The 14416-nt window shown below is 74.0% G+C and carries 11 protein-coding genes; 10 read left to right on the forward strand and 1 reads right to left on the reverse strand.

Going from position 1 to position 14416, the window contains the following annotated elements:
* The first annotated feature begins 114 nt into the window (after positions 1–114).
* On the forward strand, positions 115–858 hold the full coding sequence (locus ACQEVC_RS43480) for a pyrimidine reductase family protein (protein WP_432890109.1): 744 nt from the start codon (positions 115–117) through the stop codon (positions 856–858).
* Between the two features lie 46 nt (positions 859–904).
* Here the strand turns inward: ACQEVC_RS43480 and ACQEVC_RS43485 are convergent, their stop codons facing one another.
* On the reverse strand, positions 905–2386 hold the full coding sequence (locus ACQEVC_RS43485) for a glycerophosphodiester phosphodiesterase (RefSeq protein WP_432890111.1): 1482 nt from the start codon (positions 2384–2386) through the stop codon (positions 905–907).
* A 233-nt stretch (positions 2387–2619) separates the two neighbouring features.
* Here ACQEVC_RS43485 and ACQEVC_RS43490 point away from each other — a divergent pair, with 233 nt between their 5' ends.
* From ACQEVC_RS43490 to ACQEVC_RS43530, 9 genes are all read left to right on the forward strand, one after another.
* Positions 2620–4377, forward strand: coding sequence for an ATP-binding protein (locus ACQEVC_RS43490; RefSeq protein WP_432890114.1), 1758 nt, complete (start codon positions 2620–2622; stop codon positions 4375–4377).
* Between the two features lie 197 nt (positions 4378–4574).
* The gene (locus tag ACQEVC_RS43495) at positions 4575–5720 is read left to right on the forward strand and encodes an exonuclease SbcCD subunit D (protein WP_432890117.1); all 1146 of its coding nucleotides are present in this window, start codon (positions 4575–4577) and stop codon (positions 5718–5720) included.
* Positions 5720–8203 (forward strand): AAA family ATPase, encoded by a 2484-nt coding sequence (locus ACQEVC_RS43500; protein ID WP_432890121.1) that lies wholly within the window; start codon positions 5720–5722, stop codon positions 8201–8203. The genes ACQEVC_RS43495 and ACQEVC_RS43500 overlap by 1 nt, the downstream gene beginning before the upstream one ends.
* Positions 8200–9171, forward strand: coding sequence for a hypothetical protein (locus tag ACQEVC_RS43505; protein WP_432890124.1), 972 nt, complete (start codon positions 8200–8202; stop codon positions 9169–9171). Before ACQEVC_RS43500 ends, ACQEVC_RS43505 begins: the two co-directional genes overlap by 4 nt.
* A 74-nt stretch (positions 9172–9245) precedes the next feature.
* A complete protein-coding gene (locus ACQEVC_RS43510) occupies positions 9246–10103 on the forward strand; it encodes a spermidine synthase (RefSeq protein WP_432890127.1) in 858 nt (285 codons plus the stop codon).
* Between the two features lie 165 nt (positions 10104–10268).
* Positions 10269–10961 (forward strand): sigma-70 family RNA polymerase sigma factor, encoded by a 693-nt coding sequence (locus ACQEVC_RS43515; protein WP_432890129.1) that lies wholly within the window; start codon positions 10269–10271, stop codon positions 10959–10961.
* Entirely contained in the window at positions 10958–11710 is a 753-nt protein-coding gene (locus tag ACQEVC_RS43520; RefSeq protein WP_432890132.1) for a zf-HC2 domain-containing protein, read from the forward strand. Before ACQEVC_RS43515 ends, ACQEVC_RS43520 begins: the two co-directional genes overlap by 4 nt.
* Positions 11711–12019: 309 nt before the next feature.
* Positions 12020–12658, forward strand: a complete 639-nt coding sequence (locus ACQEVC_RS43525) for a COG4315 family predicted lipoprotein (RefSeq protein ID WP_432890134.1) — start codon at positions 12020–12022, stop codon at positions 12656–12658.
* Between the two features lie 640 nt (positions 12659–13298).
* The gene (locus ACQEVC_RS43530; RefSeq protein WP_432890137.1) at positions 13299–14294 is read left to right on the forward strand and encodes a Pecanex-like protein 1; all 996 of its coding nucleotides are present in this window, start codon (positions 13299–13301) and stop codon (positions 14292–14294) included.
* Positions 14295–14416 lie beyond the last annotated feature (122 nt).

Genomic DNA, 14416 nt, shown 5'->3' on the forward strand with positions numbered 1-14416 from the left:
GATCTGCCGAGCCTGCCGGGACAACAGGCACGACGACTGCCGGGGCCGCAACTGGTGCGACTGCCAGCACCGTACCCCCGCACCCGTCCCTCCGGTCACCGGTCCGGCCAGCGAATGACCGGGAATGTCGGAATAACCCGGCTGTGGCCTGAGCCGGCGGCCACGGCCCTGGACGACCCGGCGCTGATCGCGCTCTATCCGCGCCTCGACCGCCCCCACCTGCGGATGAACTTCGTCGCCAGCATCGACGGGGCGGTGGAGCTGGACGGCCACTCCGCCGGGCTGTCCAGCGCGCCGGACAAGCGGGTCTTCGGCCTGCTGCGGATGGTCTGCGACGCGCTGGTGGTCGGCGCCGGCACGCTGCGGCACGAGGCGTACCGGGCGCTCCGGCTCGACGAGCGGCGCCGGGCCTGGCGCCGGGAGCACGGGCTGGCCGAGTACCCGAGGATGGTCGTGGTCTCCCGGGCACTGAACCTCGACCCGGAGTCGGCGGCCTTCGCGGACGCCCCGGTCCGGCCGGTGGTGCTCACCTCCGAACGGGCCGAGGCGCCGGCCGGGCTGGCCGACGCCGCCGAGCTGCTGCGCCACGGCGAGGAGCAGGTCGACCTGGCCGCCGGCCTGGCCGAACTGCATCGCCGTGGGCACGGGCAACTGCTCAGCGAGGGCGGGCCGCACCTGTTCGGCTCGCTGACCGCCGCCGGCCTGGTCGACGAGGTCTGCCTGACGGTGGCGCCGATGCTGACCGGTCCGGGCGCCGGGCGGATCACCGCCGGGCCCACCGGCACGCCGCACGGGATGTCGCTGCGGCACGTCCTCGCCGCCGGGGACGAGCTGCTACTCCGGTACGTCCGCGGCTGAGCCCGCCGGCGGTGCCCCGGCTCCCGGGGCACCGCAACGCGGCCGGCTAGCCCTGGGCGGCGTTCCAGCCGACCAGTTCGGCCGGGCGGTTGGTGATGATCCCGTCCACGCCCAGATCGTCGAGCTGGCGCCAGCCGGCGGGGGTGTCCACCGTCCAGACCATCAGCGCGATCCCGGCCCGGTGCAGGTCGCCCACGATCCCCGGCCGGGTGAGCAGCGCCGCCGAGGAGGGGTTGTAGGTGGCCAGGCCGAGTTCGGCGGAGATCGCCACCGGGTCGGCGTCCAGGGTGCTGCGGAGCAGCCCGAGCGGCAACTCCGGAGCCAGCTCGCGGGTGTACCGCAGCACGTCGACCTCGAAGCTCTGCACGAGTACCCGGTCGGTCATCTGCTGCTCGCGGACCACCGCGACGATCCGGGCGACCTCGGCCCGGCTGTGCGCACCCTTGATCTCCAGCACCAGCCGGCCGCCCCGGGTACGCAGGTCCGCCAACTGCTCGGCCAGGGTCGGCATCCGCACCCCGGCATAGTGCGGGGCGAACCAGGAGCCCGCGTCCAGCGCCTTGAGCCGGGTACTGGTCAGCGAGCGGATCGCGCCGGTGCCGTCGGTGGTGCGGTCCACGGTCGCGTCGTGCAGCACGAACGGCACGCCGTCGCTGCTCGGCTGCACGTCGTTCTCGATCCAGTCCGCGCCGCCGCGCCGGGCGATCTCCTGGGCGACCAGGGTGTTCTCCGGAGCGGCCGCCGAGGCGCCCCGGTGGGCGATCACCGCGACCGGACTGCCCGGCGGCCGGAGCAGGGCGCTCGGGGCCAGCTCGGTGATCCGGACGTCGTCGAAGGAGACGGTGGCGCCGTTGACGAAGAGCGCCTGGCCGGCCGTACCGGAACGGCGCAGGCTGCCGGTGCGCAGCATCTCCCGGCCGTCGAAGGACCACCGGGCCTGGCCGCCGTGCACCTCGACGGCGACCCGGACGTCCCGGCCGGTACCGGCGGCGGTCGGCGCGGCGGCGGTGTCGGTGACGTTCCAGGCGTTGGCGGTGGTGCGTTCGGCGAACTCCAGCCCGTTGGCCGCGGTGGTGCCGCTGCGCATGGTGGCGATCCACCACGGGGTCGCCCCGGTCGCCGGTACGTCCAGGCCGAGCGCGGCCCATCGGGTGCTCGCGGTCACGGACTCGAAGCGTACGGTCGCCTCGAACCGGAAGTGCGTCAGGTACGCCCCGAAGGTGACCTTGTTGTTCTGGCTGGAGCTGGCCGAGGTGCCGTAGAGTCGGCCGTTCTGCACCCGCCAGGTGCCGTCGACCGCGCGCCAGCCGGCCGGCAGCGCGCCGCCGTCGAAGTTCTCCGACACGTGCACCCGGCCCGGCTCGGCGGCGGCCGGCGCGGGGTCGGCGGTGGCGGCGGCTCCGGCCCCGACGGCGGCGGCCAGCAGCAGGGCGGCCACGAGCACCGGGGTACGCCGGGGCCGGCGGCTGTCGTGTCCCGCCGGTGCCGGCGTGTTGCCCCGGTCCGACGGCGGATTGAGGGTCATCATGGCGCAGGAGGCTAGTCGGGCACCGGGAGCGGACCGCCAAGATCTGGTTAATGTGCCGCAAAGCAGCCGTGTACGGCCGAGTGCAGGACGAACCCGGCGGCCGCCCGGGTTACCGCCGCGCCGCGTGGCACGGTGTCGTACTAGTGAGGCAGGATGCGACTCGTGTGTCTTGACCAGATTCTCACCTTGACCGGCGCGGCACCGACCGGGGCGGCACCGACCGGAGTGGCGCGGTGACCGACAGCCCACCGGAGGATCCGGGCGCGGCGGTCGGTCGGGTGCTGGGCACCGCCGACGCCACCCCGTTGCAGTTCTGGACGGCGGTCACCCCGGGCAGTTACCTCCAGCTCGACGACGTGGTGGTGACCCGGCGCGAGTTGCCCGACCGGGAGCCGGTCACCATCGCCGGCGTGGTCACCCAGGTCCGGGCCCGGCACGAGGGAGCGCAGTTCGACTCCGACGTCTTCGCCATCGCCGACGGCACCCTGCCGGCGATGGTGCAGGAGGCGGCCGAGATCACCACCACCCGGGTGGACCCGGAGTTCTACGTGCCGCCCTCCCCCGGCGCCGTGGTCTACCGGGCCGAGGGCGAGGCCCGGTCGGCCGCGCTGCACTTCGACCGGATGGAGCGCCGGGTGCCGATGGGGATCGGCCGGGACGGCGTGCCGGTCTTCCTGAACGCCGACTTCCTGGACGGCAGCCGGGGCGCGCACGTCTCGATCTCCGGCATCTCCGGGGTGGCCACCAAGACCAGCTTCGCCACCTTCCTGCTCTACTCGGTGTTCCGCTCCGGGGTGCTCGGCGGCGACGCGGTGAACGCGAAGGCACTGATCTTCAACGTCAAGGGCGAGGACCTGCTCTTCCTCGACCACCCGAACAGCCGGCTCGACGCGGCGACCACCGAGACGTACGCCAAGCTGGGGCTTTCCGCCGGGGCGTTCCCGGACGTCCGGGTCTACGCCCCGCCGCGGGCCGGCGACTCCTCCGGCACCCCGGACGTGAGCAGCCGGCTCTCCGGGGTGGACAGCTTCTACTGGACGCTGACCGAGTTCTGCGCCGACCGCCTGCTGCCGTACGTCTTCGCCGACGCCGACGACGAGCGCCAGCAATACACCATGGTGGTGCACTCGGTCGCCGCCCATCTGGCCCGGTACGCCCAGCCCGCCGACGGCGGGGTCAGCGTCGACGGAGTGCGGATCAACTCCTACCCCGACCTGGTCGACCACATCGTCGAGCAGCTCACCGACGACGAGACCCGCTCGGAGTGGGCCGGCAGCGCGGTCAACATGGGCACCGTCAACGCCTTCGCCCGGCGGCTGATCGGCAGCAAGAAGGACCTGGCGAGGCTGATCCGAGGTGACCTGGCCACCCGCCGGCCGCACAGCGTGAACACCGCCGAGAGCGCCCAGGTGACCGTGGTCGACCTGCACAACCTGCCGGACCGGGCGCAGCGGTTCGTGGTCGGGGTGACCCTGAAGACCGAGTTCGAGCGCAAGGAGAAGTCCGGCACCGCCAAGCCGCTGCTCTTCGTCGTCCTCGACGAGCTGAACAAGTACGCCCCCCGGGAGGGCTCCTCGCCGATCAAGGAGGTGCTGCTGGACATCGCCGAGCGGGGCCGCTCGCTCGGGGTGATCCTGATCGGGGCGCAGCAGACCGCCAGCGAGGTGGAGCGGCGGATCGTCACCAACTCGGCGATCCGGGTGGTCGGCCGGCTCGACCCGGCCGAGGCGTCCCGCCCGGAGTACGGCTTCCTCCCCGCCGCGCAGCGGCAGCGGGCGCTGCTGGCCAAGCCGGGCACGATGTTCGTCAACCAGCCGGACATCCCGGTGCCGCTCTGCCTGGACTTCCCCTTCCCGGCCTGGGCGACCCGGGTCTCCGAGGCCGGCGCCGCACCGGCCGGGACGCTCCGCTCGATCACCCAGGCCGCCGACCCGTTCGCGGTGGTCGGCACCCGGTCGGGCGTGCTCTCCGACGACGACATCCCCTTCTAGGTACCCGTGAGCGCGAGGAGTGAGCCGGTCTTGCGAGCCCCGCAGTCGCGAACGAACGGAAACGCCGTGAGCGCGAGGAGTGAGCCGGTCTTGCGAGCCCCGCAGTCGCGAACGAACGGAAACGCCGTGAGCGCGAGGAGTGAGCCGGTCTTGCGAGCCCCGCAGTCGCGAACGAACGGAAACGGAGTCCGGCGGCCGTGAAGATCCTGCACACCTCCGACTGGCACGTCGGCAAGGTCCTCAAGGGACAGTCCCGGATCGGCGAGCACCGGGACGCCCTCGCCCAGGTGGTCGAGGTCGCCCAGGCCGAGTCCCCCGACCTGGTGATCGTCGCCGGTGACCTCTACGACACCGCCGCGCCGACCCCGGAGGCGACCCGGCTGGTCACCCGGGCACTCTCCGCGCTGCGCCGCACCGGCGCCCAGGTCGTGGCGATCGGCGGCAACCACGACAACGGGCCGGCCCTGGACGCGCTGCGCCCGTGGGCCGAGGCCGCCGGGGTGGCGCTGCGGGGCAGCGTCCGGGACAACCCGGCCGAGCACGTCATCGACGGCAGCACCGCCGACGGCGAGGCGTGGCGGCTGGTCGCGCTGCCGTTCCTCTCCCAGCGGTACGCGGTCCGCGCCGTCGAGATGTACGAGCTGACCGCCGCCGAGGCGGTGCAGACGTACGCGGACCACGTCGGGCGGGTGCTCGGCCGGCTGACCGAGAGCTTCGACTCCCCCGACCGGGTGCACCTGGTCACCGGGCACCTGACCGTGGTGGGCGCCCGAACCGGCGGCGGTGAGCGGGAGGCACACACCGTGCTCAACTACGCCGTACCGGCCTCGGTCTTTCCGGGTGGGGCGCACTACGTGGCGCTGGGGCACCTGCACCGGGCGCAGCAGGTGCTCGGGCCGTGCCACATCCGTTACAGCGGCAGCCCGCTCGCGGTCGACTTCGGCGAGGAGGAGAACCGCCCCTCGGTCAGCATCGTCGAGGTGGGCACCCGGACGGCCGCCCGGGTCCGGGAGGTGCCGATCACGGCGGCGGCGCCGCTGCGCACCGTACGCGGCACCCTGGCCGAACTCGCGAAGGTCGACGACCGCACGGCCTGGCTGCGGGTCTACGTCCGGGAGGCGCCCCGGGCCGGGCTGCGCGAGGAGGTGCAGGATCTGCTGCCCCGGGCCCTGGAGGTGCGGATCGACCCGGAGATGCTGCCGGCCGCCGGTGCGGGCCGGGCCGCGCAGCGGGCCGGGCGCTCCCCCCGGGAGCTGTTCGGCGACTACCTGACCAGCCGGGGCCAGGCCGACGACGGAGTACGCGAACTGTTCGACGAACTCTACGAGGAGGCGACCAAATAGTGCGTCCGCTCCGGCTCGACCTGGCCGGCTTCACCGCCTTCCGGGACGCGACCACCGTTGACTTCACCGACGCGGACTTCTTCGCCCTGGTCGGGCCGACCGGTTCGGGCAAGTCCAGCGTGCTCGACGCGATCTGCTTCGCCCTCTACGGCACCGTACCGCGTTGGGGCGGCGCCCGGGGCATCGCCAACGCGCTGGCGCCGTCGGCCGCCGAGGCACGGGTCCGGCTGGTCTTCGAGTCTGCCGGCGCACGCTACGTGGCGACCCGGGTGGTCCGGCGGGACAGCCGGGGCAACGTCAAGACCGGCAACGCGGGGCTGCAACTCATGCCGCCCGGCTTCGACGTGACGAAGCTGGACACCGGGCTGAGCCCGGAGGACCTCGGCGAGGTGGTCGCCGGCACCCCGGCCGAGATGGACGAGGCGGTGCTGGAGGCGGTCGGGCTGCCGTACGAGCAGTTCACGAGCTGCGTGCTGCTGCCACAGGGACAGTTCGCCGACTTCCTGCACGCCAAGCCGGCGACCCGGCAGCAGATCCTGGTCAACCTGCTCGGCCTCGGCGTCTACGAGGAGGTGCAGAAGCGGGCGACCGCCCGGGCCGCCCGGGCCGACGCCGCGCTGGAGGCCGTCGACCGGGTACTCGACGGGCTCACCGGGATCGACGACGAGGCGCTGGCGGCCGCCGCCGCCCGGGTCGACGCGATGCGCGAGCTGGCCGACGGGGTCGACGCCGCCGTACCCGAGCTGCGGGCCGCCCGTACCGCCGCGACCGAGGCGGAACGCGCCCTGGCCGCGCTCGACGCCGAACTCGCCGAGCTGGCCCGGGTCCGGCCGCCCCGGGACCTGGCGGTGGTCGCCGAGGCCGTCGAGACCGCCCGGGAAGCGGCGGCCGAGGCGTCGGTGGCGGTGACCGTGGCCGAGGAACGCGAGGAGAAGCTCCGGGGCGAGCTGGCCGGCGCCGGCGACCCGGCGGCGCTGCGGCTGCTGCAACAGGCGCACACCGAACGCAGGCAGGTGGCCGGCGAGGCGGCGACGCTGGCCGGCGCGCTGGACTCGGCCGGTGCCGACCACGACGCGGCGGTGGCCGCGCTGGAGGCGGCCCGCGCCGTTGCGGAGCGGGCCGGTGCGGAGCTGGAGGCGGCCCGGGCCGCCTACCAGGAGGCGCAGACCGCCGACCGGGCGGCGGCACTCCGGGCCCACCTGCACGCCGGGGCGCCCTGCCCGGTCTGCACCCAGCCGGTGACCGAGGTGCCGCCGCTGCCGGCGGGCTCGGCGGTGGCCGCCGCGAAGCAGGCCGGCGAGGCCGCCCGGGCCGCCGCCGACACCGCCAACCGGCTGGTCGCCGAACGGGACCGGGCCGCCCGGGACCTGGAACGCACCCTCGACCAGGCCCGGGCCCGGCACGAGCAGCTCACCGCCCGGCTGGCCGACCTGGACGCCCGGCTGGCCGACTCCCCCGGCCCGGCCGCGCTGCGCGAACAGCTCGAACTGCTCGCCGGGCTCCGGCGCGACCTGGAGGCGGGCGGCGGCGCGGTACGGGCGGCCCGGGAGGCCGCCCGGCGGGCCCGGGCCGGTGTGGAGGCGGCCGAGGAGCGGCTGCGCGGCGCCTGGCACGCCTTCGACACCGTCCGGGACGGGGTGGCCCGGCTCGGCCCGCCGGCCGCCGACCGGGCCGACGTGACCGCCGCCTGGGCCGGGCTCGCCGGCTGGGCGGCCCGGGCCACCGAGGAGCGGCACGCGCGGCGGGCCGGCGCCGCCTCGGCGGTGACCGAGGCGCACGGCGGCGTCGAGGCGGTGGCCGAACGGATCGCCGCGCTCTTCACCGCCGTCGGGCTGGACCGGCCGGCCGCCGACGCCGACCCGGTCCGGCTGGCGGTGGTCGCCGTCGAGCGGGCCGAGGCCGAGCAGCGCCGGCTGGTCGAGCGGCGGGAGCAGGCCCGGGAGCTGACCGAACAGCGGGCCGGGCACGAGCGGGAGTCCCGGGTCGCCAAGGCGCTCGCCGGGCACCTGCGGGCCAACAACTTCGAGCGCTGGCTGCTGGCCGAGGCGCTGGACATGCTGGTCGACGGCGCCTCCCGGATCCTGCGCGAACTCACCGACGGGCAATACGACCTGGCGCACGACAAGGGCGAGTTCTTCGTGCTCGACCACCACGACGCCGGGCTGCGCCGGGCGGTCCGGACGCTGTCGGGCGGCGAGACCTTCCAGGCCTCGCTGGCGCTGGCGCTGGCGCTCTCCGAACAGCTCGCCGGGCTGTCGACCACCACCGCCAGCCTGGAGTCGATCGTGCTCGACGAGGGCTTCGGCACGCTGGACGCGGCCACCCTGGACACCGTCGCCGCCACCCTGGAAAATCTCGCCGCCCGGGGGGACCGGATGGTCGGGGTGGTCACCCACGTACCGGCGCTGGCCGAACGGATTCCGGTCCGCTTCGAGGTACGCAAGGACGCCCGGAGTTCCCGGGTGGAACGGACCGGCCGGTGAGCACCCGGCTCTTCGTCGACGCCTGGGACCCGGCCTACGGTGCCTCGTTCGAGGCGGCCGGCGGCCCGGCGGCGCCGAGCAGCGCCCAGGTGCAGACCGACGTCGAACTGCCCGCCGACGAGTGGCGCCCGCTCACCGCACCGGACTCCGTCGAGCCGCCGGACGTGGTGCTGCTGGTCGACGGGGTACGGCGGATCGACGCCAGCGTCTGGACCGAGGAGCCGGACGGCAGCTCGTTTCCCGGCCTGGCCGCCTCGTACGCCGCCGGGGTGGTCCGGTGCGACCTGCGCCGGGGTGCCGCCGAGTTGGCCGGTGCCGAGGTCGAGCGGGGACTCTTCACCGCCAGCCCGTCCGCGCAGGACGTGGTCGCCGGGCAGATCCGGTACGCCGTACACCGGCTCAGCGGGACCGGTGAGCTGAGCAAGCTGCCGGCGGCGGTCCAGGGGCCGCTGACCGCGCTGGAGGTGAAGGTCTCCGGCGCGGTCCGGGACGACGGCGACCTGCTGGTGGTGGACGGCCCGCTGCGCAGCCGGCGGCAACTGCCGCGCACCCTCGGCTACATCAAGACCCAGCACAGCCAATACCTGGACGCCCGGCACACCGCGCTGGTCACCGGGCTGGCAGCTCGGGAACGCTCCCCGGTCTTCCGGCTCGGTACGGCCTGGGGCGGCTACTCGTGGTACCTGCGGTTACCCGGCTCCGGGCGCGGCCCGTGGGCCGGGATCGTCCGGGTGGAGTGCTCGGCCGAACTGGCCGAGCAGCAGGCGATCGAGCTGGCGGACCTCTCCCTGGTCACGCTGCCGAGGTTCGCCTCCACGCCCTACAAGGACCCCCGGGCCCCGCAGAACCTGATCCCGATCGCCGGGCTGGAGCGCCGGCTGCGGGCCCGGCTCGGCGACGGCCGGCTGCTGCACCGCGCCCTGACCCTGGCCACCACCCGGGCCGCCCCGGCGGCCTACACCCGCTGACCGGGCGGTGTGTGGAAGGACCCCTTCCGCCGACCCCGGCCCGGACCGGCGGACCCGGCGGCCATACTTCACCGGTGGGACGGAAACGGCGGGCCGACGCGTTGGCGGTGAAGGTGGCGAGCGGTCTGGCGGAGCTGCGCCCGGATCCGGACCGGCCGGGCTCGTACACCCTGCTGGTCGACGGGGCGCCGCAGTCGCACGTCGACCTCGCCGACCCGACCCACCTGGAATTCGAGTACGTCCGCCGGATCGCCATCGTGCTCGACCTCGTCGCGCCGGCCGGCGAGCCGCTCCGGGTACTGCACCTGGGCGGCGGGGCGTTGACGCTGCCCCGCTACCTCTCGGCCACCCGGCCCGGCTCGACGCAGCGGGTCGTCGAGATCGACGCGGCTCTGGTCGACCTGGTCCGCGAGAAACTGCCCTGGCCGGCCGACCCCCGGCTGCGGGTCCGGGTCGGCGACGCCCGGGAGGTGCTCGGCACGATCCGGGAGGGCGACTACGACGTGGTGGTGGCCGACGTCTTCGCCGGTGCCCGCACCCCGGCGCATCTCTCCTCAGTGGAGTTCGCGGCCGAGGCGGCCCGGGTGCTGCGCCCCGGCGGCGTGCACCTGGTCAACGTCGCGGACGGCCCGCCGCTGCGGTACGCCCGCGCCCAGGTCGCCACCGTCCGGGCGGTACTCCCCGAGGTCTGCCTGATCGCCGACTCGGCGGTGCTGCGCGGCCGCCGGTACGGCAACCTGGTGCTGGCCGGCAGCCGGGCCGAACTGCCGGTGCCGGAACTGGTCCGGCGCACCGCCGGAGACTGGTTTCCCGGCCGGGTGCTGGCCGGCGCCGACCTGGACCGCTTCGCCGACGGTGCCCGGGTGGTCACCGACACCGCCGCGCGGCCCTCCGCGCCACCCCCGCCGGGCAGCTTCAACATCGCCATCTAGGTGGACACATCGGATGAACGGTCGCCGGAGCGCAGGTCCCGGCACAACTTCTCCGAGCTGCGTTGATCCGGCCCGGGCCGGAATCCGTACTTCTCGGCGGCGGGATCGACCGGGCCCCAGGCGGGGGGCCGGCTCACGCGCCTTCGACGCGGAGGTATGGGTGGGATGCAGGCGGTAGCCGGCGGATGGTACGGCGACACGGTCATGCCGGGGCGAATGTGCGCCACCTCGCAACGCCGGGCAATTCGGTACCGGAAAAGTCTCGACGCGCGGCCAAACGGACGGAATGATGGGCCGGTGACATCGCGACCGGCTGCCGGCCGCCACAATTCGACCCCCGCCGAGACGCGGCACTCCGACGAGCTCGTTCGCGTGCTCTACGAGGAACATGCCAAACCTCTGCTGATGTTCGTCCTGCGGCTGACCGGCGGCGACCGCCAGCGCGCCGAGGACGTCGTGCAGGAGACGCTGTTGCGCGCCTGGCGCAACGCGCACCGGCTCGGCACCCACGGCCAGTCGTCGCTGCGCCCCTGGCTGGTCACCGTCGCCCGGCGGATCGTGATCGACGACCACCGCAGCGAGCAGGCCCGCCCCGCCGAGACGTACGACCGCGATCTCGAGGCGTTCTCCGAGTCGGACGACACGGACCGGGTGCTGCGGATGATGACCATCACGGACGCGCTGCGCACGCTGAGCCAGCCGCACCGGGAGGTGCTGGTGGCGACGTACTTCCGGGGACGCACCGTGCCGGAGGCGGCCGAGGAGTTGGGGCTGCCGCTCGGCACCGCGAAGTCCCGGGTCTACTACGCGCTCCGGGCACTCCGCGCGGCCCTGGTGGAGCGGGGGGTGACCGAGTGAGCGCCGAGATCCACTGGGACGTCGCGTCGTACGCGCTCGGCGTCCTGGACGAACGGGACACCCTCCGCTTCGAGGAGCACCTGGCGAGCTGCCCGCAGTGCGGGCTGGAGCTGGAGTCGCTGCTGCCGGTGGTGGACCTGCTGGGCGAGGTCGACGGCCACGAGCTGATGGTGGCCGAGCGCGTCGAAACCGACGGCCGGCTCTTCGAGCGGGTGGTGGCGGCGGTCGGCGCGGACCGGCGGCGGGCCCACAGCCGCCGGCTCTACAGCCTCGCGGCCGGAGTGGTCCTGGTGGCGATGCTGAGCGGCCTGGCGCTGTTCACCGGGACCCGGATCGCCGATCCCGGTACGACCGCGCAGCCGCCCGGCCCCGGCACGGTCACCACCAGTCCGGGAGCCACCGGCCGGCCCGCGCCGGCCGGCGAGCGGTTCACCGCCACCGACCCGGACACCGGGGCACGCATGGAGGTGGTCCTGGGCTCGACGCCCTGGGGCACCCGGATCTCGTACGCACTGAGTGGCGTTTCCGGCCCGAAGAAGTGCCGGCTGGTGCTGATCCACAAGAACGGGGAGACCGAGGCCATCTCCAGTTGGAAGGTGCCGCCCGGCGGCTACGGCACGGCGGCCCAGCCCAACCCGCTGATGCTGGAGACCGCCACCTCCACCGACTCGGACGACATCGGTCAACTCCAGGTGCAGGTGATCGACGACGACGGCTCGGTGGACCCCCTGGTCACCGTACGGGCCTGACCGAGCCGGCCGCGCCCCTGGCACCGCAGGTGGGCGGCCCGGAGTTCCCCGCCCCGATCCGGCGGCGCCGGACACGCATGGTCCCGGCGTCACCACGCCTCGGATAATTGCGCGCCCGAATAGGGTCACGGATCGATCAGGGGTTTGCCGAGCGGCTGGAAAGCACGTGGCCGCGATGGCTCTTGATTTGTACGTACCGCACCGGGCAAGAGTTCAACGTATCGCTGTGAAATTGTCCACTGCAAATAGCTCATCCGGGCGGCCGAGACGGCCGTACTTTCCGGCAACCTGTCCAGCAGAGGAGGGGACGTGGCACCGACGAAGCGTACCGGCGTCGTTCTGGCCGGCGCGGCGCTGGCCGCGTTGACGGCCTGCGCACCAGCGGGAACCACCCCGGAGACCAATACCGCCGGCAATGCGAAGCCGGCGGCGAACGCGGCCGCCGAGCCGACCGCCGAACCCACCGCCGAGCCGACCGCCCGGCCGGTCAAGGTGGCCGATGTGGACATCACCGCCGGCCTCGTCGGCAAGCGGGTCCCCCGGATGGGGCAGGTGGTGACCGACGACAAGGGCTGGGTGCTCTACCGCTTCGACCGGGACTCGGCGAAGCCGCCGACGACGACCTGTGCCGGCGAGTGCGCCCGGGTGTGGCCGCCCGCGCTCACCAACAGCAAGCCGAGCCTCAAGGGGGTCGCCGCCGACAAGGTCGGCACGGTCACCCGGCCCGACGGCACCAGGCAGATCACCATCGGCGGCTGGCCGGTGTACCGCTACATCGGTGACAAGTCGCCCGGACAGTGGAAGGGCCAGGGTGTCGGCGGTACCTGGTTCGTGGTGACCCCGACCGGCACCAAGAACCTGAGCTGCCTGCCGACCGGTACGCCGAAACCGGTCGCCCCGCCGCCGGCCGACGCCGAGGAAGAGGAACAGGGCCCGCTGAGCTACTGACCGTCCAGCACCCGGTGCTGCCCCACAGACCCGGCGGCCGGCCGTTGCCAGGGTAGGCGCGGTCGGTCGTCGCCGTGATCCCGGACGCGGCGCGCGGCAACGGTCGCTGTCCGGCTGTGACGCCGGCCCTGCTCCGGGGTCGGCGTCGCGGCCTGCGCGGGCCCGGCCCGACCGGCCACTGCGGACGCTGCGCGGAGCTGACCGACACCCCTCCGGCGACCGACCCGACGGCCCTGCCGATGGTTCGCTCCCCGAAACATAATTTCCTTTTAAGTGGACCTCAAGAGATCCCTATCTTCTCTACCACGGTTTGACTCTCAGCCAATGCATTCCGTACGGTTTTTTTCGCACCGTTACCGGCTGAATATTCGGAAAGGCGGGAAGATGGAGACGATATACGGGTTGCCACGCGGCGACCACGATCGTCCTTCGCTTCGCCGATCTCCGTGGCCAGCGCCGCGCCCGGTGACCCCCGCCGGGTCGACAGCGCGCCGATCGCCGGACTTCCGGGCCCGCGCAGTCGATGGCCCGCTCAGCATCCCGCCCCGCCCGACGACCTCCTGGCCGTCGGCACCACCAGCCTGGTCCCGCTGAAATCCGACCTCGCTGACCGAACCCTCTAAGGAAGAGGTGGCACCACGTGAAGAACACCCCCGTCCGCTCCTCACGGCGGCGCTCGAACCGACCACCACGCAACAAGCGCCTGATCGCCGTACTGGCCACGCTGGGCGTGTTCGGCGCGATCATCACGGTGACCCAGGTCTCGAACGCCGGCACGTGGGGCCGGGGTCGGCCGCCGGCCGCCAAGCCCTGCCCGACCGCTCCGGCCCCGGCGACCTCCGCGCCGTCGACGAGCGCCCCGACCGGCGCCCCGGGCACGGCGAACCCGTCCTCCTCGGCGGCCGCGACGGGCCCGGGCACGGCGGCGAAGCCGCAGACCCGGTCGTACCACGACCACGGTGCCATCCAGCACCCCGGTGACGGGCAGGAGCCGGGCACCCTGGCCCAGCGCGGCCGCCCCGGCAGCGGCGGCACCAACTGCACCCCCAGCCCGGGTACCAGCGGCACCCCCGCGCCGGGCAACCCGGCCGCGCTCGAGCCGCTCGGCGCGGACTGCTCGGACAGCGACCTCACGGCGCACGACGGCTTCCAGAACGGCCCCCGCTGCGTCGGCACCGCGTTCGGTGAGGTCGGCGCCCCGGAGCAGAACCCGAGCCTGCTGATCACCCAGTCGCCGAACTCGGTCCGGGTCAACCAGCAGTTCACGCTCCAGGTCAGCACCCGCAACCTGGTCCGGGACCGGTTCCTGCCGGCCGGGCAGGGCGGCTACTACAAGGAGAGCTCCTTCCTCACCGAGGAGGGCCTGGTCCGCGGCCACTTCCACTCCGCCTGCCGGATGTTGGGCAGCAGCCGTACCGCACCGGACCCGGCGCCGGTCCCGGCGTTCTTCGTGGCGACCGAGGACGGCCGGGGCGGTGCCCAGCCGGACACCGTCACGGTGACCGTGCCGGGGCTGACCCAGCGGGGTACCGCGCAGTGCGCGGTGTGGGCCGGCGACGGCTCGCACCGGATCCCGATGATGACCCGCGCCAACCAGGTGCCGGCCTTCGACGTAGTGCGGATCACCGTCCGGTGATCCCGGCCGGCTCCGGCCGACCGGCGGCCGCAGCGGTGTAAACGCTCCCGCCACACAACCCGCACCACCCGGCGGTGACTGGTCCCCAACCCCCGCCGCCCACCAGGTGAGTCCGGCTGGAG

It is taken from the genome of Plantactinospora sp. CA-294935 (assembly GCF_050936445.1).
In the GTDB taxonomy this organism is placed as follows: domain Bacteria; phylum Actinomycetota; class Actinomycetes; order Mycobacteriales; family Micromonosporaceae; genus Plantactinospora.